This window comes from Actinomyces respiraculi (assembly GCF_014595995.2).
GTDB classification, from domain to species: Bacteria; Actinomycetota; Actinomycetes; order Actinomycetales; family Actinomycetaceae; genus Actinomyces; species Actinomyces respiraculi.
This window is the reverse complement of record NZ_CP063989.1, coordinates 458,481-484,589: the sequence shown is the minus strand read 5'-3', so window position 1 is coordinate 484,589 and position 26,109 is coordinate 458,481. Positions and strand designations below refer to the sequence as shown.

At 72.2% G+C, this 26,109-nt stretch carries 22 protein-coding genes; 6 read left to right on the top strand and 16 right to left on the bottom strand.

Annotated elements, in window-relative coordinates; genetic code table 11:
* Positions 1-7 precede the first annotated feature (7 nt).
* The 12 genes from nuoL to ndhC form a co-directional block, all read right to left on the bottom strand.
* The gene (nuoL, locus tag ID810_RS02000) at positions 8-2,014 is read right to left on the bottom strand and encodes an NADH-quinone oxidoreductase subunit L (RefSeq protein ID WP_166856321.1); all 2,007 of its coding nucleotides are present in this window, start codon (positions 2,012-2,014) and stop codon (positions 8-10) included.
* 14 nt (positions 2,015-2,028) lie between these two features.
* The gene (gene nuoK / locus ID810_RS01995) at positions 2,029-2,334 is read right to left on the bottom strand and encodes an NADH-quinone oxidoreductase subunit NuoK (RefSeq protein ID WP_166856323.1); all 306 of its coding nucleotides are present in this window, start codon (positions 2,332-2,334) and stop codon (positions 2,029-2,031) included.
* The gene (locus tag ID810_RS01990; protein ID WP_166856325.1) at positions 2,331-3,350 is read right to left on the bottom strand and encodes an NADH-quinone oxidoreductase subunit J; all 1,020 of its coding nucleotides are present in this window, start codon (positions 3,348-3,350) and stop codon (positions 2,331-2,333) included. The genes nuoK and ID810_RS01990 overlap by 4 nt, the downstream gene beginning before the upstream one ends.
* Positions 3,350-4,039, bottom strand: a complete 690-nt coding sequence (nuoI, locus tag ID810_RS01985) for an NADH-quinone oxidoreductase subunit NuoI (protein WP_166856328.1) — start codon at positions 4,037-4,039, stop codon at positions 3,350-3,352. Before nuoI ends, ID810_RS01990 begins: the two co-directional genes overlap by 1 nt.
* A complete protein-coding gene (nuoH, locus tag ID810_RS01980; protein ID WP_166856330.1) occupies positions 4,032-5,426 on the bottom strand; it encodes an NADH-quinone oxidoreductase subunit NuoH in 1,395 nt (464 codons plus the stop codon). Before nuoH ends, nuoI begins: the two co-directional genes overlap by 8 nt.
* On the bottom strand, positions 5,423-8,128 hold the full coding sequence (locus ID810_RS01975) for an NADH-quinone oxidoreductase subunit G (protein WP_166856332.1): 2,706 nt from the start codon (positions 8,126-8,128) through the stop codon (positions 5,423-5,425). The genes nuoH and ID810_RS01975 overlap by 4 nt, the downstream gene beginning before the upstream one ends.
* Before the next feature lie 3 nt (positions 8,129-8,131).
* Positions 8,132-9,418 (bottom strand): NADH-quinone oxidoreductase subunit NuoF, encoded by a 1,287-nt coding sequence (gene nuoF / locus ID810_RS01970; RefSeq protein ID WP_166856485.1) that lies wholly within the window; start codon positions 9,416-9,418, stop codon positions 8,132-8,134.
* Positions 9,419-9,492: 74 nt separating this feature from the next.
* Positions 9,493-10,209, bottom strand: coding sequence for an NADH-quinone oxidoreductase subunit NuoE (gene nuoE, locus ID810_RS01965; RefSeq protein ID WP_188232555.1), 717 nt, complete (start codon positions 10,207-10,209; stop codon positions 9,493-9,495).
* Complete coding sequence (locus ID810_RS01960; RefSeq protein ID WP_166856334.1) at positions 10,209-11,597, bottom strand: NADH-quinone oxidoreductase subunit D; 1,389 nt, start codon at positions 11,595-11,597, stop codon at positions 10,209-10,211. Before ID810_RS01960 ends, nuoE begins: the two co-directional genes overlap by 1 nt.
* Positions 11,597-12,346 (bottom strand): NADH-quinone oxidoreductase subunit C, encoded by a 750-nt coding sequence (locus tag ID810_RS01955; protein ID WP_166856337.1) that lies wholly within the window; start codon positions 12,344-12,346, stop codon positions 11,597-11,599. The genes ID810_RS01960 and ID810_RS01955 overlap by 1 nt, the downstream gene beginning before the upstream one ends.
* Complete coding sequence (locus tag ID810_RS01950; protein WP_188232554.1) at positions 12,343-12,972, bottom strand: NADH-quinone oxidoreductase subunit B; 630 nt, start codon at positions 12,970-12,972, stop codon at positions 12,343-12,345. The genes ID810_RS01955 and ID810_RS01950 overlap by 4 nt, the downstream gene beginning before the upstream one ends.
* A 49-nt stretch (positions 12,973-13,021) precedes the next feature.
* Positions 13,022-13,381: an NADH-quinone oxidoreductase subunit A gene (gene ndhC / locus ID810_RS01945; protein ID WP_166856339.1), complete on the bottom strand. Its 360-nt coding sequence runs from the start codon at positions 13,379-13,381 to the stop codon at positions 13,022-13,024.
* 375 nt (positions 13,382-13,756) lie between these two features.
* On the opposite strand from ndhC, the gene ID810_RS01940 reads away from it, so the two are divergent.
* The 3 genes from ID810_RS01940 to ID810_RS01930 all read left to right on the top strand — a co-directional run bounded on the left by ID810_RS01940 (position 13,757) and on the right by ID810_RS01930 (position 16,328).
* Positions 13,757-14,200, top strand: coding sequence for a bleomycin resistance protein (locus ID810_RS01940; RefSeq protein WP_166856341.1), 444 nt, complete (start codon positions 13,757-13,759; stop codon positions 14,198-14,200).
* A gap of 7 nt (positions 14,201-14,207) precedes the next feature.
* A complete protein-coding gene (locus ID810_RS01935) occupies positions 14,208-14,906 on the top strand; it encodes a demethylmenaquinone methyltransferase (protein ID WP_166856342.1) in 699 nt (232 codons plus the stop codon).
* 63 nt (positions 14,907-14,969) lie between these two features.
* Positions 14,970-16,328, top strand: coding sequence for an isochorismate synthase (locus tag ID810_RS01930; RefSeq protein WP_166856491.1), 1,359 nt, complete (start codon positions 14,970-14,972; stop codon positions 16,326-16,328).
* A 23-nt stretch (positions 16,329-16,351) separates the two neighbouring features.
* Here the strand turns inward: ID810_RS01930 and ID810_RS01925 are convergent, their stop codons facing one another.
* From ID810_RS01925 to ID810_RS01915, 3 genes are all read right to left on the bottom strand, one after another.
* Positions 16,352-17,863: a S1C family serine protease gene (locus ID810_RS01925; RefSeq protein WP_166856344.1), complete on the bottom strand. Its 1,512-nt coding sequence runs from the start codon at positions 17,861-17,863 to the stop codon at positions 16,352-16,354.
* 117 nt (positions 17,864-17,980) lie between these two features.
* Positions 17,981-19,840: a 2-succinyl-5-enolpyruvyl-6-hydroxy-3-cyclohexene-1-carboxylic-acid synthase gene (gene menD, locus ID810_RS01920; RefSeq protein ID WP_328703755.1), complete on the bottom strand. Its 1,860-nt coding sequence runs from the start codon at positions 19,838-19,840 to the stop codon at positions 17,981-17,983.
* Positions 19,837-20,919, bottom strand: a complete 1,083-nt coding sequence (locus ID810_RS01915; protein WP_166856346.1) for an o-succinylbenzoate synthase — start codon at positions 20,917-20,919, stop codon at positions 19,837-19,839. The genes menD and ID810_RS01915 overlap by 4 nt, the downstream gene beginning before the upstream one ends.
* A gap of 345 nt (positions 20,920-21,264) precedes the next feature.
* Here ID810_RS01915 and ID810_RS01910 point away from each other — a divergent pair, with 345 nt between their 5' ends.
* The 3 genes from ID810_RS01910 (at position 21,265) to ID810_RS01900 (ending at position 24,858) form a co-directional block, all read left to right on the top strand.
* The gene (locus ID810_RS01910; RefSeq protein ID WP_413227885.1) at positions 21,265-22,221 is read left to right on the top strand and encodes a MerR family transcriptional regulator; all 957 of its coding nucleotides are present in this window, start codon (positions 21,265-21,267) and stop codon (positions 22,219-22,221) included.
* On the top strand, positions 22,214-23,173 hold the full coding sequence (locus ID810_RS01905) for an ABC transporter ATP-binding protein (protein ID WP_235931568.1): 960 nt from the start codon (positions 22,214-22,216) through the stop codon (positions 23,171-23,173). The genes ID810_RS01910 and ID810_RS01905 overlap by 8 nt, the downstream gene beginning before the upstream one ends.
* Before the next feature lie 89 nt (positions 23,174-23,262).
* Entirely contained in the window at positions 23,263-24,858 is a 1,596-nt protein-coding gene (locus tag ID810_RS01900; protein ID WP_166856352.1) for a Tat pathway signal protein, read from the top strand.
* Positions 24,859-24,965: 107 nt separating this feature from the next.
* On the opposite strand, the gene argF is transcribed toward ID810_RS01900, so the two are convergent.
* Positions 24,966-25,997: an ornithine carbamoyltransferase gene (gene argF, locus ID810_RS01895; RefSeq protein ID WP_166856354.1), complete on the bottom strand. Its 1,032-nt coding sequence runs from the start codon at positions 25,995-25,997 to the stop codon at positions 24,966-24,968.
* Positions 25,998-26,109: the final 112 nt, after the last annotated feature.

Genomic DNA, 26,109 nt, shown 5'->3' with positions numbered 1-26,109 from the left:
TTTCCTCTCAGAGGCGGCCGGCGAGGACGGCGACGAGCGCGATGAGCGTGCCGACGAGCGTGTAGGCCGCGTAGGTGCGCAGGTACCCGGACTGGGTGAGTCGGACCAGGCGGCCGAGGCCGGCGGTCCCCACCGCCAGGGTCTCGACGGCGCCGTCGACCACGTAGCGGTCGGTGGCGGTGGCGGCCAGGACGAGGCCCTGACCGGGGCGCATGGCGATGGCCTCGTTGACGGCGTCCTGGTACATGTCGTGGCGGGCGGCCTCGACGAGCACGTTGCCGGGCTGGACGACGGTCTCGACGGGGCGGCGCACGTACATGGCCCAGGCGATGAGGGCGCCGATGACGACGACGGCGAGGGTGGCCGCCATGATGACGTGCACCGGCAGGACCGGGTGTCCGTGCTCGGCGTGGCCGGTGACAGGCTCAAGCCAGGTGACGAAGGCGTCGCCAATAGTGAGCAGACCGCCCAGCGCGACGGAGAAGACGGAGAGGATGACGAGCGGGGCGGTCATGAGCCAGCCGGACTCGTGGGGGTGGACCTCGCCCTCGATGTCCGCGGCGGTGGTCCAGCGGGCCTGGCCGTGGAAGATCATGAAGAACAGGCGGGACATGTAGAAGGCGGTCAGGCCCGCGCCGATGAGGGCGACGCCTCCCAACAGCCAGGGCGCCAGGCCCTCGCCGATGAAGGCGGTCTCGATGATCTTGTCCTTGGACCAGAAGCCGCTGAAGGGCGGGATGCCGAGGATGGCGAGCCAGCCGATCCCCATGGTGATCCAGGTGATGGGCATGGCTGTGCGCAGGGCCCCGAAGCGGCGGATGTCGACCTGGTCGCTCATGGCGTGCATGACGCTGCCGGCGCCGAGGAAGAGCTGGGCCTTGAAGAAGCCGTGGGTGAGCAGGTGGAAGATCGCGAAGGCGTAGCCGGCGGGGCCCAGGCCCGCGCCGAGCATCATGTAGCCGATCTGGCTCATGGTGGAGGCCGCCAGGACCTTCTTCATGTCGTCCTTGGCCGCACCGATGACGGCTCCGAGCAGGAGGGTCAGGGCGCCGACGACGGCGACGGCCAGCTGGGCGGCGGGCGCGCCCTGGAAGATCGCACCGGAGCGCACCATGAGGTAGACGCCGGCGGTGACCATCGTGGCGGCGTGGATGAGCGCCGAGACGGGGGTCGGTCCGGCCATGGCGTCGCCGAGCCAGGCCTGGAGGGGGAACTGGGCGGACTTACCACAGGCGGCCAGAAGGAGGAAGAAGCCGGTGGCGGTGAGCCAGGCGGTGGGGATGGCGCCGTCGGCGGCCATACCCAGGACGTCGTCGAAGGCGACGGAGCCGGCCTGGTAGACCATCGCCATCATCGCCAGGAGCAGGCCGAGGTCGCCCACGCGGTTCATGACGAAGGCCTTCTTGGCGGCGGTGGCGTTCTCACGGCTCTTGGCCTGCTCGCGCTGCGGGGCGTCGGCGTCGGCGGTGTTCCAGAAGCCGATGAGGAGGTAGGAGGCCAGGCCCACGCCCTCCCAACCGACGAAGAGCACGATGTAGGACGAGCCGAGCACGAGCGTGAGCATCGCGGCGACGAAGAGGTTGAGGTAGGCGAAGAAGCGGCGGCGGTCGCGGTCGTGCTCCATGTAGGCCACGGAGTACAGGTGGATGAGGGCGCCGACGAAGGTCACGAGGGTGACGAAGGTGAGCGACAGGGGGTCCAGGCGCAGGCCGACGGTGACGTCGAGGCTGCCGACGCTGAACCACTGCCACAGGTCGAGCTGGAGGACACGCTCATCGGCGGGCAGGCCGAGGACCTGGACGAGGATCGCCAGGCCGAGGCCGGCGCTGACAACGGCGGCGGCCAGGCCCAGCCAGTGGCCCCAGCGGTCGCTGCGGCGCCCGAGCAGGAGCAGCAGGGCCGCGGAGCAGGCCGGTACGGCGATGAGGAGCCAGGCCAGTGAGGCGGCGCCGGTGGCGGGCAGGGCCGCGGCGTGGGCCGTGGGGGCCGCCAGTGCGAGGGAGGTGCTGGTCATTCCCGGGTTCCCTCTCAGTGCTGAAGCAGGTTCTCGTCGTCGACCGACGTGGACCTGCGGGTGCGGAAGATGGACACGATGATGCTCAAGCCGATGACGACCTCGGCGGCGGCCACGACGATGATGAAGAAGGCGAAGACCTGGCCGGTGAGGTTGCCGTGCAGCCGCGAGAAGGCCACGAGGGCGAGGTTGACGGCGTTGAGCATGAGCTCAACGCCCATGAGCTCGATGATCGCGTTGCGGCGCAGGAGCACCGTGAGGGCACCAAGGGCGAAGAGCACGACGGCGAGGACGACGTAGGCGGTGATGGGGAGGCTCACTTGCTCTCCTCCTTCGCGTCGGTGGGCAGGGCGGCCGGTTCGTCCTGCGCGGTGCCGACCGGGTCGTCCTGCGGGGTGCCGGCCTCGAGCGCCGGGGCGGCGAGGGGCTGGACGACGGCCGGGGCGGCGGCGCCGGGCATGGAGGCCATGCCGGACTGCCCGACGGAGGCGTCCATGCGCCCGGTGATCTCGCCGGAGCGCTGGGCGGCGGCGAGCTCGGGTGAGACCTCGGCAAGGTCGAGGGCCTGGCCGCGCACGCGCAGGACGCGGGGCACGGCCTCCTCGACGGCCTCGCCGTCGGCGCCCAGGGCCGGGGCGGCGGCCGCGTTGGTGGCGGCGTAGACACCGGTCATGGTCTTCTGACCGGGGTGGGCGCCGGTGTTCTTGTAGGCCTTCATGCGATCGAGCATGAGGGAGCGCTGGGTGATCTTGGCGCGGATGCGCTCGCGGTGCGTGAGGGTCAGGGCGCCGGTGGCGGCGACGATGAGCAGCAGGCCGGTGAGCTCCATGGTGACCACGTGCTCACCGAAGAGGACGACGGCGAGGTAGCCGGGGGTGGCGGCGGCCGAGTCGACCAGGCCGCGCGGGGTGGGGAAGACGGTACGGGCCACGACCGCGCCGACGAGGAGGGCGAAACCCAGGGCCGCGGCGACCATGGCGGCGCGACCAACGCGGCCACCGGTGCCGACGACGGGCTCATCGCCCCCGACGCCCACGAGCATGACGACGAAGAGCACGAGGGTCATGACGGCGCCGGTGTAGACCACCACCTGGACGACGCCGAGGAAGGGCGCCTCGTTGGCCATGTAGAGGATCGCGAGGCCGATCATGACGCCGATCATGTTGACGGCGGCGGTCACGGCCCGGCGCGAGACGAGCAGGCCGATGGCGCAGGCCACGCACAGCAGAGCGACGACGGCGAAGAGCACCGTCTCCCCGGTGCCCATGGTGCCGGTGGCAGTCAGGGCGGCTGGGAGCGTCTGCGTGGAGAGCAGGTCGGGACGTGCGGTAGCCATCAGTGGACGGCCTCCTTGGCGAGGTTCGGGGCCGCGACGGTGCGCGCGGTGGCGAGCGTCGGGTCCTCGGGGCGGTGGGCGCGGACCCAGTCGACCTGGGCCTGGGTGGGGCCGGTGACCTCACCGCGGTAGTAGTCGCCGTCCTCGGTGCCCTCAACCATGGGGTGGGGGGCGTCGAGGGCGCCGTCGGGCACCGGGGCGAGCAGGTCCTGCTTCTCGTAGATGAGGCCGGTGCGGTTGGGTCCGACGAGCTCGTCGATCTCGTTCGTCATGGTCAGCGCGCGGGTCGGGCAGGCCTCGATGCACATGCCGCAGAAGATGCAGCGCAGGTAGTTGATCTGGTAGACGCGGCCGTAGCGCTCGCCGGGCGAGTACTGGGCGCCGGGGGCGTTGGAGCCGGCCTCGACGTAGATGGCGTCGGCGGGGCAGGCCCAGGCGCACAGCTCACAGCCGATGCACTTCTCCAGGCCGTCGTCGTAACGGTTGAGCTGGTGGCGCCCGTGGTAGCGGGGCATGAGCACCGGGCGGATGAAGGGGTACTGCTCGGTGACCGTGGGACGGAAGATCGAGGACAGCGTCACGCCGTAGCCGGCGACGGGGGCGAAGACGCGCCCGAGGAGACCGGGCTCGTCCGGCAGCCACTGGTCGTGGTCGGTGCCGGCCTGGGGTGCGGGGGTCTGGTCAGTCATCGTGTCCCTCCTGGACGGGTGCCTCGGAGACGGCGGTGGTGGCTGCGACGGCGGTGCCGGCAAGGGCGGCGCCCGCACGGCGCTGAGCGCGCGGCGACAGGGGCAGGGACTGGCCGGGCAGCGGCGGGACGGGGAAGCCGTCGGCGAAGGCGTCGATCTCGTCGGCCGGGGTGACGACGTCGTCGTCCACCTGCCGTGCACCGGTGCCCGCCCGCCCGTCAGTGGAGGGCAGGAGGAGCAGCACGAGCATGGCGACGAGGAAGATGACGGCGAGGATGAGCAGGAGCGTGCGCGGCGAGCCGAGGGCGAAGGCACGGTAGCCCTGGACGAGGGCGACGATGACGAACCAGGCGAGGGAGACCGGGATGAGGAGCTTCCAGCCCAGCTGCATGAAGCGGTCGTAGCGCAGGCGCACGAGCGTGCCGCGGGTGACGATCATGAGGATCATGACGCCCCAGACCTTGCCGGTGAACCACAGCATGGGCCACCAGCCGGTGTTGAACCCGTCCCAGAAGGAGGCGAGGATGAAGGAGCGCCAGCCGCCGAGGAAGAGCGTGACGCACACCGCGGAGACGTTGAACATGTTGATGTACTCGCCCAGGTAGAACCAGGCGAACTTCATCGAGGAGTACTCGACCATGTGACCGGCGACGAGCTCGCCCTCAGCCTCGGGCAGGTCGAAGGGCAGGCGGTTGACCTCACCGACCATGGAGATGACGTAGATGAGGAAGCTGGGCAGCATCGCCAGGCCCCACCACAGACGCTCCTGGGCGCTGACGATCCCGGAGGTGGACATGGTGCCGGAGGCGAGGAAGACGGTGAGGATCGCCAGGCTCATGCTCAGCTCATAGCTGATGACCTGGGCGGCCGAGCGCACGGCGCCGAGCAGCGGGTAGGTCGAGTGGGTGGACCAGCCTCCGAGGATGAGGCCGTACACGCCGAAGCCGGTGACGGCCAGGATGTAGAGCACGGCGACGGGGAAGTCCGTCATCTGCAGGGGTGTGGAGTGGCCGAAGATGCTCACCTGCGGCCCGAAGGGGATGACCGCGTAGATCATGAAGGAGCTGAAGGCCGTGATGAAGGGTGCCAGCAGGTAGATGAACTTCTCGGCCCCCTTGAGCCAGAAGTCCTCCTTCATGATGAGCTTGGTGGCGTCGGCGATGAGCTGGGGCAGGCCGAGGAAGCCGTTGACGTTGGGACCCGGGCGGGTCTGGACGCGGCCCAGGACGCGCCGCTCGGCCCAGATCGCCAGGATCGTCGAGACGATGAGGAACAGCATGATGAACACGGCCTTGATGAGGCTGAGCCACCAGGTTTCCTCGGAGAAGTCGGCGGTGACGCCACCGACCGTGGCGAGGGCCGTGTGAAGAACAGTCGCGGTGCTCACCGGACCACCTCCGTGTCGTTCTCGGTGCGGGCAGCCGGGCTGACGACGACGGCGCTGCCGTGGTGGGCACCCAGGCTCTGGCGCACGGTCGAGCCGGCCGAGCACTCGGGCAGCCAGACGGCACCGTCGGCGACGCCTCCGACGACGGCGGGCAGCTCGATGGAGCCGGTCCGCGTGGACACGCGCACCGTGTCACCGCCGCTGACGCCCAGCGTCGAGGCGATGTCGGCGCCCAGGCGGGCGACGGGGCGCAGGGCCGTGGCGGCGAGGAAGGGCTCGCCGTCCTGGAGGCGACCGTCGTCAAGCATCGGCTTGTGGGTGGCGAGCAGGGCGGCCAGGCCGGTCACACCCGGCTGGCCGACCTCACCCGACTCGGCCGGGGCGTCCTCGGGGGCGGTCAGGACCGCGTCACGCGGACCCCGCCACAGGCCCAGGCCCGCCAGCTCGGCGTGCAGGGTCGTCAGGGACTCGCACCCCAGGTCGGTACCCATCTCCTGGGCCAGCATGCCCAGGACCTGCCGGTCGGTGCGGGCGCGCGAGGCGTGCGCCTGACCGAAGGGACGCACGCGCCCCTCCCAGTTGACGAAGGTGCCGTTCTTCTCGACGGCGGGGGCCACCGGCAGGACGACGTCGGCGTGCTCGGAGACCTCCGAGCGGCGCACCTCGAGCTGGACGGTGAAGCCGGAGCAGGCCAGGGCCGTGCGGGCCAGGCCGGGGTCGGGGAAGTCGCGCAGGTCAACGCCGCCGACGACGGCTCCGCCGAGCTCGCCGTCGGCCAGGGCGGTGAGGATCGCGGTGGTGTCGCGGCCGGGCGTGGCCGGCAGGGGGCTGCGGGCGTGCAGGCCGGTGGTCTCGACGCCCCAGGCCTGCTGGACGCGGGTGCGGGCGACGTCGTCGGCCACGGGGTGCCCGCCGGGCAGCAGGTGCGGCAGGAGACCGGCCTCGATACCGCCGCGCTCGCCGGAGCGGCGCGGCACCCAGGCCAGGCGGGCGCCGGTGGAGGTGGCCAGGGCGTCGACGGCGGCGAGCAGGCCGGGCACGGCCGCGGCGCGCTCGCCGACGAGGATGGTGGCCCCCTCGCCGCCGAGGGCCTCAACGAGCGCCGGGTGGCTCGTGGCCAGCTGGGCGACGGCGTCGGCCTCGCCGCCGGGGGCGGTGAGGATGGTCTGGGCGTTGAGCTTGCTGGCGGCGCGGGTCAGGACGCTGGTGACGCTGGCGACCGCCACGCCGCCGGCGCGCACGCCCTTGCGCAGGCGCAGGAAGAGGGAGCCGCACTCGTCCTCCGGCTCGAGGCCCACAAGCAGGACCTGCCCTGCGGTCTCGAGGCTGCGGTAGGTGACGGCGCCCAGGCCCGTGCCGGCGACGCGGGCGGCGAGGAAGGCGTCCTCCTCGGCGCTGTGGTCGCGCACGCGCTGGTCGATGTCGTTGGTGCCGAGCACGGTGCGGGCGAAGCGGGACCAGGCCCAGCCGTCCTCGAGGGTGAGGCGGGCGCCGGGCAGGAGCCCCACGCCGCCGTTGGCGCGCGCCTGCTCCAGGCCGCGGGCGGCGACGTCGAGGGCGTCGGACCAGCTCGTGGGGACGAGCTCGCCGGTGGCCTCATCGCGCACGAGCGGCACGCTCAGGCGGTCAGACAGGCTGGACCAGGCGAAGGCGAAGCGGTCCTTGTCAGTGATCCACTCCTCGTTGACCTCGGGGTCGTTGCCGGCCAGGCGGCGCAGGACGACACCGCGGCGCATGTCGACGCGGATGGCGGAGCCGGAGGCGTCGTGCTCAGTCACCGAGTCCGTGGAGACCAGGTCCATGGGGCGCGAGCGGAAGCGGTAGCGGGCGCTGGTGAGCGCACCGACGGGGCAGATCTGGATGATGTTGCCGGAGAAGTAGGAGGCGAAGGGCCGTCCGGACACGTCGAGCTCGTCGTTGCCGAGGGGGCCGTAGGCGCGGCCGTCGACGACGCCGGGCTCGCCGCCGGGGCCGGCGAGGTCGGCCTCGGGGGCGAGGTAGGACTCGCCGCGCACGGTCTCGAGGGCATCGAGGTCCACGCTCGGGTCGGTGAAGTCCAGGACGGTGGAGTCAAAGCGGCCGATCTGCTCGGAGTACAGGCCGCCGGTCAGCTCGCCGCCGACGTGGCCGGCGCCGCGTCCCTGCAGGGTGATGAAGGCGTCGCCGGGGATCTGGGCGGCGAAGCGCACGCAGCGCTGGCACAGGATGCAGCGGTCGCGGTCGAGCAGGACGTTGCTGGTCAGGCGCAGGGGCTTGGGGAAGGCGCGCTTGACGTCGGTGAAGCGGGTGACGGACTGGGCCCCGCTGGCCATGAGCTCGAGGGCCTGGTTCTGCAGGGGGCACTCGCCGCCCTTGTCGCACACGGGGCAGTCGAGCGGGTGGTTGATGAGCAGCAGCTCCATGGTGCCGGCCTGGGCACGGGCGGCCTGGGCGCTGGTGGCCTGGGTGCTGATCTCCATGCCCTCGGTGGCGGTCATGGCACAGGAGGGTTGGGGCTTGGGCATGGGCCGCACGACGCCGTCGCGTCCGGGCATGGCGACGTCGACGAGGCACTGGCGGCAGTTGGCCGACGGCGACAGCAGCGGGTGGTCGCAGAATCGCGGGATGCGAACGCCGACCTTCTCGGCGGCGCGGATGAGCAGGGTGCCCTTCTCCACCTCGACGGGGATGCCGTCGATCGTGATGTTCACGAGGTCAGTCATGTCTCACCGTGCGCTTTCAACCGTGTCGTTGACGACCGAGGAGGCCGCGTAGGGGAAGAGCTCGCGGGCGGCGGTGGTGTACCCGGCCTCGAACTCGCTGCGGAAGCGGGCGATGCCGGAGCGCACCGGGGTGATCGCCGCGTCACCGAAGGCGCAGAAGGAACGTCCGCCGATGCTGTCGGTGATGGACTCGAGCTTCTCGACGTCGCCGGGCAGGCCCCTGCCGGCCTCCAGGCGCTCGAGGATCTGGCGCATCCAGTAGGTGCCCTCGCGACAGGGGGTGCACTTGCCGCAGGACTCGTGCTGGTAGAACTCCACCCAGCGGGTGACGACGCGCACGACCGAGACGGTGTCGTCGAAGACCTGCAGGGCGCGGGTGGCCAGCATGGAGCCGGCGCCGACGATGGACTCGTAGTCGAGGGGGACGTCGAGCTCGTCGGCGGTGAACAGCGGGGTGGAGGAGCCGCCGGGGGTCCAGAACTTCAGCTCGTGGCCCTCACGGATGCCACCGGCCATGTCGATGAGCTCGCGCATGGTGATGCCGAAGGGGGCCTCGAACTGACCCGGGCGGCGCACGTGGCCGGAGACGGAGAACAGGCCGTGGCCCGACGAACGCTCAGTACCCATGGAGGCGTACCACTCGGGCGAGTGGCGGAAGATGCCGGGGACCTGGCAGATCGACTCGACGTTGTTGACGACCGTGGGGCGGGCGTACAGGCCGGCAACTGCCGGGAAGGGTGGCTTGAGCCGGGGGTGGCCGCGGCGCCCCTCAAGGGAGTCGAGCAGGGCGGTCTCCTCACCGCAGATGTAGGCGCCGGCACCGGCGTGGGCGGTGATGCTCAGGCTCTGGGCGCCGTCGAGGCCGAAACCGGTGTCCAGCAGGCCCGCCTCACGGGCCTCACGCACGGCCGCCAGGAGTCGGCGGTAGACGTGGGCGGTCTCGCCGCGCAGGTAGACGAAGGCGTGGTCGCAGCCGATGGCGCGCGAGGTGATGGCGATGCCCTCGATGAGCGCGTGGGGGTTCGCCATGAGGGTGGGGATGTCCTTGCAGGTACCGGGCTCGGACTCGTCGGCGTTGACGACGAGGTAGCGGGGGCCGCCGTCGGGAGCCGGCAGGAAGGACCACTTGAGGCCGGTGGGGAATCCGGCGCCGCCGCGGCCGCGCAGGCCGGAGGCCTTGACGGCGCCCACGAGCTCGTCGGTGGTCAGGGTCGTGGCCTTGGCCAGGCCCTCGTAGCCGCCGTGGGCGCGGTAGGCCTCCAGCGTCCAGGAGCGGTCCTTGTCCCACATGTCGCTGACGATGGGGGTCAGGGTGCCGGGCGCGGTGAAGGCCGGCGCCTGGGGCTCAGGGGTCTGCTGCTCGCTCACTTGCTGTCCTCCTCGACCGCGGTGGGGGCCGTCCAGCCGTGCTCACGGGCCAGGCGCAGGCCGCGCAGGCTCGGCTCTCCGGCGCCGGGTCCTTCGTCGACGCGACCGTCCTCGAAGCCGGCCAGCAGCCTCTCGTTCTCACGGAAGGTGGGCAGGGTCTCGGGGCCGCGGGTGGGGGTGACGTCCTCACCCCGCTCCAGGCGGGTGACGAGGTCGACGGCGCTGGCGGGGGTCTGGTTGTCGAAGAACTCCCAGTTGACCATGACGACGGGGGCGTAGTCGCAGGCGGCGTTGCACTCGACGCGCTCGACGCTGATGCGCCCGTCCTCGCTGGTCTCGTCACTGGCGAGGCCGGTGTGGGCGGACACGGCATCCCAGATGTCGTCGCCGCCCATGACGGCGCACAGGGCGTTGGTGCACACGCCGACGTGGTACTGCCCGGCGGGGTGGCGGCGGAACTGGCTGTAGAAGGTCGCCACGGCGGAGACCTCGGAGCGGGTCAGGCCCAGGGCGTCGGCGCACAGGGCGATGCCGCGCGGCGCGACGTAGCCGTCCTCGCTCTGGACGAGGTGGAGCATGGGGATGAGGGCACTGCGTTCGTGACCCGCGGGGTAGCGCGAGGTGATTTGGGCGAACTCGTTGCGCAGACGGGCCTCGTCCTCGGGCGTGTAGCCGAAGGCGCCGGTGGTGCTCGGGGTGTGCTGGGTGGTCATCAGCGGTCCACGCCTCCCAGGACGGGGTCGATCGAGGCCAGGGTGGGCACGAGGTCGGCGATCATGCCGCCCTCACCCATCGTGGCCAGGGACTGGAGGTTGGAGTAGGAGGGGTCGCGGAAGTGGACCCGGTAGGGGCGGGTGCCGCCGTCGGAGACGGCGTGGACGCCCAGGACGCCCTTGGCGTGCTCGACGGTGCGGTAGACCTGCCCGGCGGGCACCTGGAAGCCCTGGGTGACGAGCTTGAAGTGGTGGATGAGGGACTCCATCGAGGTGCCCATGATCTCGCGCACGTGCTCCAGGGACTGGCCCTGGCCGTCGGTGGCGATGGCCATGCGGGCGGGCCAGGCGATGGTGGGGTCGGCGACCATCGTCGTGTTGGAGGGGTCGTCGCCGCGCGCGGTGACGGCGTCGAGGCGGTCCAGGGCCTGGGAGATGATCCGCAGGGACTGGTCGCACTCGTCGAAGCGCACGAGCTGGCGGTTGTAGAGGTCGGAGCGCTCGTAAGTGGGGACCTCGAAGTCGTAGGTCTCGTAGCCGCAGTAGGGCTGGATCTTGCGCATGTCGAGCGGGTAGCCGGCGGCGCGGATGCACGGGCCGGTCAGTCCCAGGGCCAGGCCGTGGGCGAGGCTGATCTCGCCGATGCCGATGAAGCGGTCCTTGAGGATGGGGTTCTCCAGGAGCAGGGCGCGCAGCTCGCCGAGGTCGTTCTTCACCATCGGCATGATGGAGCGCACGAAGTCGCTGAAGCCCTCGGGCACGTCCTGGGCGAGGCCACCGGGGCGCACGTAGGCGTGGTTCATGCGCAGGCCGGAGACCATCTCGAAGGCACGCAGGATGTGCTCGCGCATGCGGAAGGCGATGGTGAGCAGGGTGGAGCCGCCGAGCTCGTTACCGCCGGTGCCGATGGCGATGGCGTGGGAGGCGATGCGGTTGAGCTCCATGAGCACGACCCGCATGATGGTGGCCTTCTCGGGAATCTGGTCGGTGATGCCGAGGAGCTCCTCGACGGCGAGGGCGTAGCCGACCTCCTGGAAGAAGGGCGCCACGTAGTCCATGCGGGTGACGAAGGCCTCGCCCTGGACCCAGGTGCGGTACTCGATGTTCTTCTCGATGCCGGTGTGCAGGTAGCCGGTGCCGACGCGCACCTCGGTGACCTTCTCGCCGTCGATCTCCAGCAGCAGGCGCAGAACGCCGTGGGTGGAGGGGTGCACGGGGCCCATGTTGACGACGATGCGGTCGTGCTCGAGGCGGTCGTGCTCGTCACGCGTGGCGATCTGGTCGGCGATGTCCTGCCAGTCGCCGCCCTCGGCGGTCCACTGGGGGGCGCCCTCGGCGAGGGAGTCGAGCGCGGGGCGGGAGGCCCGGGGGGTGGAAGCGGTGCTCATCAGCGGTACGACCTCCGGGAGTCAGCGGGCGGCGTGGTGGCGCCCTTGTACTCGACGGGGATGCCGCCGAGCGGGTAGTCCTTGCGCTGCGGGTGGCCGACCCAGTCGTCGGGCATCGCGGAGCGGGTGAGGTTGGGGTGGCCGTCGAAGACGATGCCCATGAGGTCCCAGGTCTCGCGCTCGTGCCAGTCGTTACCGGGGTAGATGCTCACGAGGGAGGGCACGTGGGCGTCGCCGTCGGGGGCGGTGACCTCGAGGCGGATCTGGCGCCCGCCGTGGGTGAGGGAGACGAGCTCGTAGCAGGCGTGCAGCTCGCGCCCGGTGTCGTGCGGGTAGTGCACGCCCGTGACGCCCAGGCACAGCTCGAAGCGCAGGTCCTGGTCGTCGCGCAGGGGGCGGGCGACGTCGAGCAGGTGCTCGCGGGTGACGAAGAGGGTGAGCTGGCCGTGCTCGATGACGACCTTCTCAATGGCGTCGGCGGGCTCGGTGCCGGCCTCGGTGAGGTCCTCGATCAGGGCGTCGACGGCGTCGTCGAACCAGGAGCCGTAGGGCCGGGTGGCGGCGGGGGCGAGGGTGACGACGCTGGTGGTGCCGCCGTAGCCGGTGGTGTCACCGGCGTCGGAGGCACCGAAGTGGCCGGCGTGGGTGGCGATGACCTCCAGGCGCAGCTCGGGGCGGACCTCACGTCCGGCGACCTCGGGGACCGGGGCGGGGGCCTCGACGGCGTTGCTCTCGGGTTCGGTGCTCACGCGAGCTCCCCCTTCATCTCGGACAGCGGGGTGGCGGCGAGGGCGGCGGCCTCGACGGCGCGGGCGATCTCCTCGCGGTGACGGAACAGGGGCTTGTTCTCGATCTGGCGGGTGAGCTCGAGCATGGCGTTGATGAGCATCTCGGGGCGCGGCGGGCAGCCGGGCAGGTAGATGTCCACGGGGACGACGTGGTCGCAGCCCTGGACGACGGCGTAGTTGTTGAAGATGCCGCCGCTGGAGGCGCAGGCTCCCATGGAGATGACCCACTTGGGCTCGGGCATGGAGTCGTAGACGTTGCGGATGACCGGCGCCATCTTGTGGGAGACACGGCCGGAGACGATCATGACGTCGGCGTGGCGCGGCGAGGCGCGGAAGACCTCCCAGCCGAAGCGGGACAGGTCGAAGCGGGGGCCGGCGGTGGCCATCATCTCGATGGCGCAGCAGGCCAGGCCCATGGTGACGGGCCACAGGGAGCGCGCCTGGGCCAGGCCCGCAAGCTTCTCGACGCTGGTGAGCAGGAAGCCGGGGCTGTCAACCGACTCGGCGGCCTCGGCGCGCAGGTCCCCGCGCTTGGAGGGGATGTCGAGCATCTTGGCCCGGTATGCCTTGAACTCTGTCTTGTCCATGCTGTGGCTCGCTGTTCTTCGTGGGTGCGACGTCGTGCGGGCGGCCGGGTCAGTCCCAGTCAAGGCCGCCGCGGCGCCACTCGAGGACGTAGGGCACCGTGATGAGGGCGATGAAGAGGAGGGCCGCGAGCATGCCGAAGATGCGCAGCTCGGCGAAGGCCGTCGCCCAGGGGTAGAGGAAGACGACCTCGACGTCGAAGATGATGAAGGTCATACCGACGAGGTAGAAGCCGACGGGGAAGCGCCCGTGCTCGGTGTTGGAGGGCGTGGGGTCGATGCCGCACTCGTAGTTGGCGGTCTTGACCCGGTTGCGCTTGTTGGGGCTCACGATGGCGCTGAGCACCAGGCCTCCGGCGGCGACGACGAGGGCGACCGCTGCCATGATGAGCAGGGAGACGTAGGGGTTCATGCGTGCAGCACCGTCCTTGTCGAGCTCGGGTGGTCAAGGACGACAGCGACCCGCAGCAAGGGGCGCGGCGTACACGTGTTGGCACTCACGGTCCTGCGCACCTCCTCAGGGCTTCTGCCTCGTCGTGGGGTCCTCGACGCGGCCCCGGGCAGAAGGGGCCGTCACGGAATGTACCCAGGCGGCGCCGACGCTCTGGCCAGGGCTGCCACTGGGAGACTTTCCGTTGTCATCGTAAGGAAGTGTCGCACGCAACCCCTTTTTCGGGGCAGGTTCACCACCGCGATTTAGCACCTTGCCGCCTGACGAATTTACGACCCCCGCGGCAGGACCTGGGTCCCAGTTGCTCCCGTCAGGCACAGCCGACAGACTCGAAGGATGAGTGTTGAGCCCACCCATGAGGACGCTGACGTTCCCGCCCTGGTCCCCGAGCTGAGCGTGAGGGACCTCGACGCCTCCCTCGAATTCTGGTGTTGTCTCATCGGTTTCACGATCAGGTACACCCGCCGCGAGGAGGGCTTCGCCTACCTGGCTCTGGGACGCGCTCACGTCATGCTCGACACGCTGAGCATCGAGCGCTCGTGGCTGACCGGCTCCCCTGAGCCGCCCTTGGGCCGGGGCATCAACCTGGAGATCTGGGTGCCGGACCTGGAGGTTGTTCTCGGGCGCCTGGCCTCCTCGGGCTGGCCGCTGTTCCTCGAGCCCGAGGAGGTCTGGTACCGGGCCGACGACGTGCTCCTCGGGGTGCGCCAGTTCCTTGTCCAGGACCCCGACGGCTACCTGCTGCGCCTCCAGACGGACCTGGGCCGGCGTCCGGCATGATGTGCCCATGACCCGAGCCACCCTCGCCAAGGACCCCCGTCAGGTCGCCGGCATGTTCGACGCCGTCGCACACCGCTATGACCTGACCAACGACGTCATGAGCTTGTGGCAGGTGCGCGTGTGGCGCCACGCGACCCGTGCGGCCGTCGCCGCCCGCCCCGGCATGCGCGTCCTCGACCTCGCCGCAGGCACCGGCACCTCCAGCGTCGGCTACGCCGAGGACGGCGCCGAGGTTGTCGCCTGCGACTTCTCCATCGGGATGGTCTCCAAGGGCAAGGCTCTCCACCCCGAGATCGAGTTCGTCGCCGGGGACGCCACTGCGCTACCCTTCGCGGACGCCTCCTTCGACGTCGTCACCATCTCTTACGGGTTGCGCAACGTCCAGGACACCGTCCGGGCCCTGTCGGAGATGAGGCGGGTGACCCGCCCCGGCGGCCGCGTCGTCATCGCCGAGTTCTCCACCCCCGTCTACCGGCCCCTGCGCGAGGCGTACCGCTTCTACCTGGGCAGCGCACTGCCGGCCGCGGGACGGCTGCTGTCCTCCAACACGCACGCCTACTCCTACCTGGGCGAGTCCATCCTCGCCTGGCCGGACCAGGAGGCCCTGGCCGCCCTCATGCAGGAGGCCGGGTGGCGCGATGTCGCCTACAAGAACCTGTCCGGCGGCATCGTCGCGGTCCACCGGGCCACCAATCCCGCCGCCTGAGCCGTGGCGGACGGCACCGGGGCGGCCCCCTGCCCTCTCGTGGTCGAGGCCACCGCCGTGCGCATGGCCCCCGCCCGTCTGTTCTTCCGCACCGACCGGCTCGTGGATGACCAGGTCCGCGGCCTTGGTCTCGACACGGAGGGCGGGCTCATGGGCCTGCTCGCCGGGCGGGGCGACGCCGTCTCCTGGGTGCGTCATGACCGCGGTCTCGTCGGCTGGGGGCGTCTGCTCGAGATCGAGGCGCGTGGCGCGGCGCGGGTGGATGACCTGCGTGCGGCCTGGCGCGAGGTTGTCTACGCCTCCTGGTGGCGCGACCCGCTGGTGCGCCCGGGTACCGGGCCGGTCGCCTTGGGCGCGATCACCTTCTCGGCGCGCTCGGTTCAGCGCTCGGTGCTGCTCGTGCCGCGTGTGCTCGTCGGTCTCGACGAGGAGGGCGCCTGGGTGACGACGGCGGCACCCAGCGGGCAGGAGCCGGCGTCGGCGGCGGAGGTCGTCGCCGAGATTCTGGCCAGGCGGGCGGGTGGTGCGGGCGCCGGGACCGCCGTCGGCACCCGTCCTACCGGGGGTGCTGCCACTGGGGCCGACGTGACGACCGGAGCCCGCACGCAGACCGAGTACCTCGCCGAGCTGCGCGCTGTGCAGGAGCACATGCGGGCCGGCGAGGCGGACAAGGTGGTCATCGCCCGTGACGTGCTCGTCACCCCCGCGCGGCACCTGCCCACCGGCGACCTCCTGGGCCGCCTGGCCCACGACTACCCCTCCTGCTGGACCTTCAGCATCGACGGGATGGTCGGGGCGACCCCCGAGCTGCTCGTGCGCCTCCGCCAGCGGCGGCTCGAGAGCCGTGTCCTGGCGGGCACAGCCCGCCGTCGGCCCGGTAGCGCGGCCGAGCGGGAGGCCGAGGCCGCGCGCCTGGCGGCCTGGCTCGAGGCGGACGGCAAGAACAACCGCGAGCACGCGCTGGCACGCGCCTCGGCCATCGAGGCGCTGGAGCCGCTGTGCTCAGTAGTCGAGGCCCCGGAGCGCTTCGTCCTGACCCTGCCCAACGTCCTGCACCTGGCCAGCGACATCTCCGGCGTCGTGGCCGGGGACACCGGCGCCCTGTCCCTTGTCAAGGCGCTGCACCCGACGGCCGCCGTCGGCGGCACTCCCACCCCGGCCGCGGTGGCGCTCATCGACGAGCTCGAGGGCATGGACCGGGGGCGTTACGCGGGGCCCGTCGGCTGGGTGGACTGGCACGGCGAGGGTGAGTGGTGCATCGCGCTGCGCTCGGCCGAGCTCAGCGGCCCGGGGGCGGGGCCCGGCGCGCCGGCGCGCGTCTTCGGCGGGGGCGGCATCATGCCGGACTCCGATCCTGAGGACGAACTCGCCGAGACCCGCGCCAAGATGCGCCCGGTCCTGTCCGCCCTCGGCGCCGACTGAGCCCCGGGTCCCGGCCGAGGCCCTCAAGAATCCGTGCGCTCGGCGAGCGTCGCGGTCATCTCCAGGGTCCGGCCATCGCGCACCACCGTGAGCGTGACGACGTCGCCGGCCGAGTACTGGCGCACAAAGCCCGTCAGCGCCACCGACTGGCTGGTCGCCTTGCCATTGATCGCCGTGATGACGTCGCCCTCTTTCAGGCCGGCCTCGTCCGCCGGCGAGCCGGGCTCGACCGCGCCCACGAGCGCACCCGCGTAGGTCTCACCCTCAGTCATGGCGTCACCGTTGGTGATGGACAGCCCCAGGTAGGCGTGCGTGGCCGTGCCGGTCCCGATGAGCTGGTCCGCGACCTTGGCCGCGAGGTTCGACGGGATGGCGAAGCCGATGCCGATCGACCCGGAGTCGCTCGACCCGGTCGAGGCAATCGAGCTCGTGATGCCGATGACCGCGCCGCTCGCGTCGAACAGCGGCCCGCCGGAGTTGCCGGGGTTGATGGCCGCGTCGATCTGGATGGCGTTGGTGACCACCGGGGAGGCGGCGGCGCGCGAGGGCATGCCCGGCTCGAAGCCACCGCCCGGGGCCTCAGACTCACCCCCGTTCTCCTCACGGCTGGTGACGACCGGCCGGTTGAGGGCCGAGACAATGCCCGTCGTCGCGGTGGAGGACAGGCCCAGGGGGTTGCCGATCGCCATGACGTCCTGGCCGGTGGCGACGGCGTCGGAGTCACCGAAGCGGGCGACCGTGAGGTTGTCGGGGCTGTTGACGAGCTGGATGACAGCCAGGTCCGTGGCGGCGTCGGAACCGGTGAGCTCAGCCTCGTAGATGCGCCCGTCTGCGAGGGTCGCCTGGATCCGGGAGGCACCGGCGACCACGTGGTGGTTAGTGAGGATGTGCCCGGCGGCGTCGTAGACGACCCCGGAGCCGACGGCGGTCCCGGAGGCGGTGGTCACCGTGATGGAGACGACCGAGTTGGCGACGGCCTGGGTGACGGACTGCCAGTCGGGTGAGGTTCCGGTCTGGGCGACAGGCTGCGTGGTCCCACCGGTGTGCTGGGCGCCGGCGCTGACCGTGGCCGCGGGGGCGGGGGCGCCGTCGAGATAGTGCTGGGCGGCGACGGTGCCACCGCAGGCGAGCATCGCACTCACGAGGCTCACGGCGACGATGCCGCCCCAGCCGGGTCCCCGGCGTCGGCGGGCGGGTGTCTGAGGGCCGTCGCCTGCCGCAGTGGCCGGGCCGACCGGCCCCACCGGGGCGCCGGACTGCGCGGCGGCCCAGGTCGGGCGGGCGGCGAAGGGGTCCGGGGCGGAGGAGGTGGCCGAAGAGCCCGACGCCCGCGCGAAGGAGTACCCGGCGGGAACCTGCGGCACTGAGGTGTAGGGGCTCGTCGGCGCATGGAACGAGCCTGAGGCGACGGAGCCCCCGACTGTGGCGCTCCCGGCACCCCCAGCGCCGCCGGCGCTACCGGCCGACCGCGGGTCGCCGGCACCACCGGTCCCGGCCGCGTCCTGCCCGGTGTTCAACTCGTCGTTCGTGCTCATCCTGTCCTCCTCGGGCCCGTGGCCCCGTGTCGCAAACGCTTGAAGGAAACTCCTGACGTCTGAACTCTCACCGACCTCGGCCTGGGACTTTGCTGAGAGCGAGTGAGGTCAGCCCGCTCAGAACGCCAGGTGAACGACACTCAGACCCCCGACCGGACGCGCCAGAATCTCGTCGAGGGCGGTGAGGGTGCCCGGCTGGTGCACGTGCGCGCCCAGTGCCGCCGCCAGGGCGGCGACCTCGGTGGCCTGCGGCGTGGTGAGGAAGCGCTCGACCACCTGCGCCTCCAGCGCGCCGGGGTACTCCAGGGTGGAGAAGATCGCGCCGCCGTGGTCGTCGAGGACGACGACCTGGAGGTCGGGCTCGCTCTCCAGCGTCCCGCGGCCCAGGCTCATGGCGTCGTGGAGGAAGGTGAGGTCCCCGACGACGACCCGCACCGGTTCCCCCGCCGCCAGGTGCAGGCCCAGGGCCGTGCCGAGTGTGCCGTCGATGCCCGCCAGGCCGCGGTTGGCCACCGCACTCGGGGCGGGCCCCTCGGCGGGTCGGGCGAGGCGGTCGAGGTGGCGCACGGCCATGGAGGAGCCGACGACGAGGAGCGGGGCCCCGGGACGCAGCCCGGCCTCCCACACGGCGACGGCGGCCGCGGCACTGGTGAGAGCACCCGGCTCGAGGGCCGCCGGAAGGGCGGCGACGGCGTCGGCCCACTGCGCGGACCACCCGGCGGGGGCGGGGCGCAGGCCCAGGGTGCCGGACAGGTGCGCGGCGCCGGGGGCTCCGGTCAGGTCCGCGGGCAGCGGGGTCACGCGGGTGGCGGCGCCTGCGACGTCGGTCCAACGCGGGGTGGAGGCCAGGACATCCACGGGGATGTCGGTGCGCGCGAGCAGGGCGCTGACGGGGCGGGTGAGGGAGGGGTGGCCCAGGACGAGGACGTGCTCAGCCTGCGCGGCGAGCTCCTGGCCCGCGGGGGTGGCCAGCAACTCGGCGTAACGGGTCAGGGCGAGGTGGCCGCCGCGGGCACCCGAAGTGGGCTCGGCCAGCAGGGGCCAGCCCAGGTGCTCGGCGAGGTCGCGGGCGAGGGCGCCGGTGCCGTCCGGGCTGTCGCCGGCGACGACGAGGCCACGCTCAGCGGGGCCCGGGACCGCCAGGGCCGTCGGGGGCTGCCCGGGCACAGGGGCCGGCTCGTGGGCGGCGGGCCGGTGGGCGGCGGGCCGGCCGGGACCCCGCCCACCCGCCGTCGGCTCGATGGTGTCGTCAGCGACCGCTCCCCAGACACCGGATTCCGGCAGCTCATGGGCGGCCTCGATCCCCAGGACCGCACCGGGCACGGGCACGAGCGGGGGCCGCAGGCGCACGTTGAGCTGGGCCGGACCGGGGTCGTGGCTCAGCCCACCGCAGGCGGCCTCGACGGCGCGCCGCACCTGCCCCATGATCGCCGTCGTCCCCCGCTCCTGGCCCAGGTCGGCGGTGATGTCGGCGGGCAGGTCCACCACGAGCCGCGTCGCCGGCTCGAACAGGCGCGTCTGCTCCGTGGTCTGGGAGGCCCCCGTGCCGACGAGCTCGTGGGGGCGGTCGGCGGAGATGACGAGCAGAGGCACCCCGGCGGCGTCGGCCTCGAGGACCGCGGGGTGCAGGTTGGCCACAGCCGTGCCGGAGGTGGTGACGACGGCGGCCGGCGCGCATCGGCCTGTCAGGAGGGCGGCACGGGACATCCCCAGGGCGACGAAGCCGACGCTGCGCTCGTCCAGGACGACGCGCACGCGCAGCAGCCCCTGGGCCTGGGCGGCGGCCAGGACGGGGACGAAGGGGGCCGAGCGCGATCCGGGGGACAGCACGAACTCGCGCACGCCCGCGCGCACGAGGGCCGTGAGAACCGCGTGGGCGGCGAGGACGGAGGGGCTCTGGGCGGGTGCGTGCCCGGTGGCCGGGCCGGCCTGCTGGGCAGTACCGCCCGGGGCGGCCTCGGAGCTCACAGAGCTCACAGGGGGATCTCTCCGACGAGGGCGCCGCCGCCCGCCTCCCGCTCGCGCCGGGTCCGCAGGGCCCCGATCATGTGGCCCAGGCGCGTCTGCCAGCGTTCGGTGAGCTCGGCGTCGGCGCGCGCGGCGGCCAGCAAGGTCTCGGACACGTGCGGGGTCCTCACGGGCAACCGGCCGGCCCGGGGCACGGCGCTGGGGACGGCAACGTCGGTGGTGAGCAGGGTGACGGTGCCCAGGCCGCAGGCGTGGGTGAGGTCGGGCAGGGCGGCCGCGAGCGCGCTGCCGGCGCCGATGCCGACGCTTGTGTCCAGCGCGGAGGAGACGACGGCGGGCAGGGCCAGACGCTCGGCGAGCGCAAGGGCGCGGCGCACGCCGCCCAGCGGGGCGGCCTTGAGCACGACGATGTCGGCGGCGCCCAGGCGGCGCACGGCGAGCGGGTCGTCGGACAGGCGCACGGACTCGTCGGCGGCCAAGGGCACGCGGACGCTCTCGCGCAGGGCGGCGAGGTCCTCGACGCGGGCGCAGGGCTGTTCGGCGTACTCAAGCCCATCGGCCGCCTCGTCCATGAGGGGCAGGACCCGGCGGGCGGTGTCGAGGTCCCAGGCGCCGTTGACGTCGATGCGCACGCGGCCGTCGGGGCCGATGGCGTCGCGCACGGCGCGCAGCCGCTGGATGTCGGCGGCCAGGGCGTCGTCGGCTCCGGCGACCTTGACCTTGGCGGTGGTGGCGCCGGAGGCGGTGACGAGGGCGCGGGCACGGTCCTCGCCGACCTCGGGGATGGTGACGTTGACGTCCACGGTCTCGCGGTGGCGGGGCAGGTCGGCGTAGCCGGTGTGGGCCTGCTCGAGGGCGCTGGCGAGCCAGGGGGCGCAGGCGTCGGCGTCGTAGTCCCAGAAGGGCGCGACCTCGCCCCAACCGGCGGGCCCGTGCAGCAGGATGCCGTCGCGTCGGGTGATACCGCGGAAGCGGGTGCGCAGGGGCAGTTCCCACACGAGGGCCCGGTCAATGCCGTCGAGCAGACCGGTGCGGTCGAGCTCGCGGAGGGCGGCGAGGTTGATCGCTCCTGCGGCTGCGTGGGTCATGTCCGCAGGATAGGGCAGCGATCCGGACTACCCCGCCTACCCCGCGCAGTTCGGACCACGTCGGCGCAGTTCGGACCACGTCAGCGCAGTTCGGACCACGTCGGCGCAGTTTGGACCACCGTATTGGTATAACGAGGTGGTCCAAACGGGGCAAGGTGGTCCAAAATCCTGGCGCGTGGTCCAAACTGCGCGGGGCGAGATCGCCGCTGGCGCCGTCGAGCTTGCACCCCACCTCGCGCACCGCGACAGCTCACCCGGGAGTGCACGGACACCCAGCGTGTGCTTGCACCCCACCTCGCGCACCGCGACAGCACCCTTGACAGCGACGTTGCGTCACTGTGTGAGATACCGACCGTGAGAGTCAAGGAGATGGCCGACCTGGCCGGGACCACGACGCGGGCCGTGCGCCACTACCACGCGCTCGGCCTGCTGCCCGTGCCCGCCACCCGCGGCATGCAGCGCGATTACGGCTTCGAGCACCTGGCCCGCCTCCTGCGCATCCGCTGGCTCAGCGAGTCGGGCCTGTCGCTCGAGCGCATCGCCCAGATCCTCGACGACGAGGCGGCGCACCCGACACGCCCGACGCGCTCCGCCGAGCCCACGCCCCCAGCACGCCCGACGCGCTCCGCCGACTCCCCCGCCGCCCCGCTGCCGTCGCGCCCGGAGGACACGACGCTCGCCGACCTGCGCGCCACGCGCACCGAGATCGACCGGCGCATCGATGAGCTGCTCCACCAGCGCCGACGCATCGACCAGCTCATCGCCAAGGCGTCGAGCGGCGAGCGGCTGTCCCCGCTGCCCTCCTCCCTGGAGACCTTCTACTCCGACCTCGAGCAGCGCCTGACCTCCCCCGGTGCCGTCCGCATCCTGCGCAACAAGCAGCACGCCATGACGCTGCTGGCCGGCACCGGCCTGTTCCCGACGACGACCATCGACCTCGCCCTCGACGACTTCGACACCGCCGAGCGCGACGTCATGGCAGATCTGTTCGAGCGGTTCAACGCTCTCAAGGGACTCGACCTGCGGGACCCGCGCACCGATGACTTGCGCCGCGGCCTCACCGCGGACCTGTGGGGGCTGCTCGAACGGCACAAGCAGGTCTCGCACGACCTGCTGCGCACGCTTCCGGGCGGCAGGTTCTCCGCACGCCTGTGGTCCACCTACGGCCTGCTCCTGCGCGTCGCCTACCCCGACCCCCTCCAGCAGGCGGTCGTCCGGGACCTCCTGGCCCTGATGGCCGCGGACCCCACGCTCATCGATGTCCTCGACCCCACCGTCAGACAGGAGTGGCTCCATGCCTGAGCCCACACGCCCCATCGAGGTCTCCGGGCTGGTCAAGCGCTTTGGCCGCGTCACCGCCCTGGACGGCCTCGACCTCAGCATCGAGCCCGGCACCGTCCACGGCTTCCTCGGCCCCAACGGTGCAGGCAAGTCGACGGCGATCCGCACCCTGCTCGGCCTCTACCAGCCCGACGCCGGCTCCGTGCGGGTCCTGGGAGAGGACCCGACGACGCAGGCGGCCGCCATCAACCGCCGCCTGGCCTACGTGCCCGGCGACGTCGCCCTGTGGCCCAACCTCACCGGCGGCCAGGCCCTCGACGCGCTCGCGGGCCTGCGGGGCGCACGGGACACGGCGGCGGAGGCCGAGCTCATCGAGCGTTTCGACCTCGACCCGTCCAAGCGCGTACGCACCTACTCCAAGGGCAACCGGCAGAAGGTTGCGCTCGTCGCGGCCCTGTCCGCCCCCGTCGACCTGTTCATCCTCGACGAGCCCACGAGCGGGTTGGACCCCCTCATGGAGCGCGTCTTCACCGAGGTTGTGGCCGGACTGAGGGCGCGCGGGGCGACGGTGCTGCTCTCCAGCCACATCCTCGCCGAGGTGCAGGCCGTGTGCTCGCGGGTGACGATCATCAAGGGGGGCAGGGTCGTCCAGGACGGGGATCTGGCCGCTCTGCAGGCGCTGACGGACATCCGGGTGAGCCTGGGGGTGGAGGCGGCAGCCGTGCCTGACCTGCTCAGTGCCCTGACGGCGGCCGGCTGCGAGGCGGGTTCGGTGAGTCGTTCCGACGACGGCGACCGCAGCCGTCTGGTCCTCCAGGTCCCCTCCGCGCTGCTGCCGCCGGTCCTGGCGGAGGTGTCCGCCCGGGGCCTGGTGGATGTGCGGGTGGAGCCGGCGACCCTGGAGGACCTGTTCCTCTCCCACTACGAGAGTGCACCCTCCCGGCAGACCGGTGTGCGTCGGGTGCTGTCGTGAGCACCGAGCGCATCAAGAGAGCGCCCGTCGCGGGGTCTCCCGGGCGGCCCCGCCGGCACACACTGCAAGAACTGCAAGGTGTGCAGGGTGTGCACGGCGCCGTCGTGCTCCTGCGTGTGCTCACCCGCCGACGCAGGAGGGTCGCAGCCGTGTGGCTGCTCGTGCTGTGGGCCTTCGTCGCCGTCGCACCACCGAGTTATGAGCGCACCTACCCGGACGCGGCCTCCCGCCGGGCGGTCATCGACCTCGCCACCGCCTCCCCGGCAATGAGCGTCCTGATGGGCCGCCTACCCTCCCCCGGGAACCTGGGGCAGGTCTTCGCCTGGGAGACCGGCGCCTATGTCCTGTGGTGCGCGGCGCTGCTCGCCGTCGTCCTCACGGCCTCAGCCACGCGGGGCGAGGAGGACTCCGGGCTGGTCGAGCTCACCCGCGGCGCCGGTGCGGGCCGCTGGGCACCGCTCGTCGCGCCGGCCGCGTGGGTCGCAGCGCTGCTGACCGTCCTCAGCGTCGGCACGGGCCTGCTCCTGACCGCGGCGGCACTGACTGTTGCGGAGATGACGGTCGCGGGCGCCTGGGTGTACGCGGCCCAGCTGCTCGTCGTCGGCCTGGTCTTCGAGGCCGTGATGCTTGTGCTCGCCCAGCTCTTCCGGGAGCCGACGGCGGTGCGCGGCGCAGGGCTGCTGGGCTTCGCCGTCGCCTTCGCGCTGCGGGTGGTGGCCGACACGACCGGGACGTCATGGCTGAGGTGGTTCACCCCCCTGGCATGGCGCGACCTCGTCGACCCTTATGGCGCCAACGACGGCGGGGCCCTCGTCGTCGGACTGGGCGTGGCGACGGCGGCCGGTGGCCTGGCGGCGCTGCTCCACCACCGCCGGGACACCGGTGCCGCCCTGCTGCCGGAGCTGACGGCCTCTCGCCGTCGTCGGCGTGTGCGCGGGCCGCTGGATCTGCTGGTGCGTCTGGGCGCCCGGAGCGCGATGTGGTGGCTGGTGTCGCTGAGCGTGCTCACCGTGCTCTTCACCGGCATGGGGGCGGCGATGGGCGACGCGCTGCGAGCCTCGGAGCAGGCGGCGGCCGCGCTGGCCGCCCTCACCGGGCCGGGCAGCATCGCCGCCACCTACCTGCTGCTGGTGGCCGAGTTCAACGTGCTGCTCGTCGTCGTCGCCGTCGTCCTGCGCGCACTGGGTGCGGTGACGGACGAGCGCGGCGGGCTCACCGAGATGGTGCTCGCCCAGGGCGTCTCGCGCAGCCGCTGGTACTGGGCGCGCGTGATCGACGCCGCCGCGCTGGGCGCGGTGATGCTGGTGGTGACGGCGGGGGCGACGGCGGCGGTGGCCGGCTCGCAGTTCCCCGGTGAGCAGGCGGCGCAGCGGGCCTGGACCTACACCCTGTCCCAGGGCGTGGGGATGCTGGCAGTGCTCGGGGCCGTCTTCGCCCTGGTCGGTCTGGCGCCCCGGCTGGCCGGCACCTCCTGGGCGGTGGTGGCGTGGAGCGTCTTCACGGTGTTCCTCGGGGGCCTCCTCGATCTGCCGCGGTGGCTGCTCGGCGTGTCTGTGCTCGGCCACGTCGTCGAGGTCGGCGCCCCAACCGCCTGGGGCCCGCTGGTGGCACAGGGGGCGGTCGGGGTGCTCGGCCTGCTGCTCGGCTGGTGGGGGCTGCGCCGTCGGCCTGTGCCCAGCGTCTGACAGCCCCCGAGCCGTACCCGACGGCGGGGCTGCCGGACCCGCCGGGCTGGGACGACGCCGTCGGACACGACGACGCCCGGCCCCACGGCCGGGTGGCCGGGCCGGGGTCAGTCTCCCAGGGTCGCCACCATGACGGCCTTGATCGTGTGCATGCGATTCTCGGCCTGGTCGAAGACGATCGAGGCCTCGGACTCGAAGACCTCCTCGGTGACCTCCACGCCGTCCATGCCGGTGGCCTGGAAGATCTCCTCGCCGATGGCGGTCTCGCGGTTGTGGTAGGCGGGCAGGCAGTGCATGAACCTGGCCTGCTCGCCGGCCAGGGCCATGAGGGCGCCGTTGACCTGGTAGGGGCGCAGCATGGCGATGCGCCCGTCCCACACCTCCTTGGGCTCACCCATGGAGACCCAGATGTCCGTGTGGACGAAGTCGACGCCGGCCACACCCTCCTCGATGGACTCGGTGAGGGTGACGCGCGCGCCCGTCTCGGCGGCGACGCGACGGGCATCGGCCACGCACTCCTCGTCCGGCCACAGGTTCTGGGGGGCGACGATCCGCACGTCCGCACCGATCATCGCGCCGGTCACCAGCAGCGAGCGGCCCATGTTGAAGCGGGCGTCACCGACGTAGGCGTAGGAGATCTCCGACGGCGCCTTGCCGGCGTGCTCGATCATCGTCAGGCAGTCGCACAGCATCTGGGTGGGGTGCCAGTCGTCGGTCAGGCCGTTCCACACGGGCACACCGGACAGGGCGGCCAGCTGCTCGACCTTGGCCTGGGAGTCCCCGCGGTACTCGATGCCGTCGAACATGCGGCCCAGGACGCGGGCGGTGTCCGCCACGGACTCCTTGTGGCCCATCTGGGAGCCGGAGGGGTCGAGGTAGGTGACGTGGGCCCCTTGGTCGTGGGCGCCGACCTCGAAGGAGCAGCGGGTGCGGGTGGAGGTCTTCTCGAACAGCAGGGCGATGTTCCTGCCCTCCAGGCGCTTGACCTCGAGGCCGGCCTTCTTGTCGGCCTTGAGCTCGGCGGCCAGCTCGATGAGGGTCATCCACTCGGCGGGGGTGAAGTCCAGCTCGCGCAGGAAGCTGCGTCCCTTGAGTCCGGCAAGCAGGGCGGCGTCGGGGGCGGGCAGGGCGTACGTCATGGGATTCCTCTCATCGATGCGCAGGCGCCTAGTATCACCCAGCCCCGGGGCTCGTCCCACGCACGGCCCGTAGGCACTAAGGCACTAAGGCACTATGGTGTGCGCGTCGGGA

Bases quoted from the DNA above. Each gene is read 5' to 3' on its own strand.
- nuoL (WP_166856321.1), bottom strand. From the start codon at position 2,014: ATGACCAGCACCTCCCTCGCACTGGCGGCCCCCACGGCCCACGCCGCG.
- ID810_RS01990 (WP_166856325.1), bottom strand. From the start codon at position 3,350: ATGGCTACCGCACGTCCCGACCTGCTCTCCACGCAGACGCTCCCAGCC.
- nuoI (WP_166856328.1), bottom strand. From the start codon at position 4,039: ATGACTGACCAGACCCCCGCACCCCAGGCCGGCACCGACCACGACCAG.
- ID810_RS01975 (WP_166856332.1), bottom strand. From the start codon at position 8,128: ATGACTGACCTCGTGAACATCACGATCGACGGCATCCCCGTCGAGGTG.
- nuoF (WP_166856485.1), bottom strand. From the start codon at position 9,418: ATGTGGGACAAGGACCGCTCCTGGACGCTGGAGGCCTACCGCGCCCAC.
- nuoE (WP_188232555.1), bottom strand. From the start codon at position 10,209: ATGACCACCCAGCACACCCCGAGCACCACCGGCGCCTTCGGCTACACG.
- ID810_RS01960 (WP_166856334.1), bottom strand. From the start codon at position 11,597: ATGAGCACCGCTTCCACCCCCCGGGCCTCCCGCCCCGCGCTCGACTCC.
- ID810_RS01950 (WP_188232554.1), bottom strand. From the start codon at position 12,972: ATGGACAAGACAGAGTTCAAGGCATACCGGGCCAAGATGCTCGACATC.
- ndhC (WP_166856339.1), bottom strand. From the start codon at position 13,381: ATGAACCCCTACGTCTCCCTGCTCATCATGGCAGCGGTCGCCCTCGTC.
- ID810_RS01940 (WP_166856341.1), top strand. From the start codon at position 13,757: ATGAGTGTTGAGCCCACCCATGAGGACGCTGACGTTCCCGCCCTGGTC.
- ID810_RS01935 (WP_166856342.1), top strand. From the start codon at position 14,208: ATGACCCGAGCCACCCTCGCCAAGGACCCCCGTCAGGTCGCCGGCATG.
- ID810_RS01930 (WP_166856491.1), top strand. From the start codon at position 14,970: ATGGCCCCCGCCCGTCTGTTCTTCCGCACCGACCGGCTCGTGGATGAC.
- ID810_RS01925 (WP_166856344.1), bottom strand. From the start codon at position 17,863: ATGAGCACGAACGACGAGTTGAACACCGGGCAGGACGCGGCCGGGACC.
- ID810_RS01915 (WP_166856346.1), bottom strand. From the start codon at position 20,919: ATGACCCACGCAGCCGCAGGAGCGATCAACCTCGCCGCCCTCCGCGAG.
- ID810_RS01905 (WP_235931568.1), top strand. From the start codon at position 22,214: ATGCCTGAGCCCACACGCCCCATCGAGGTCTCCGGGCTGGTCAAGCGC.
- argF (WP_166856354.1), bottom strand. From the start codon at position 25,997: ATGACGTACGCCCTGCCCGCCCCCGACGCCGCCCTGCTTGCCGGACTC.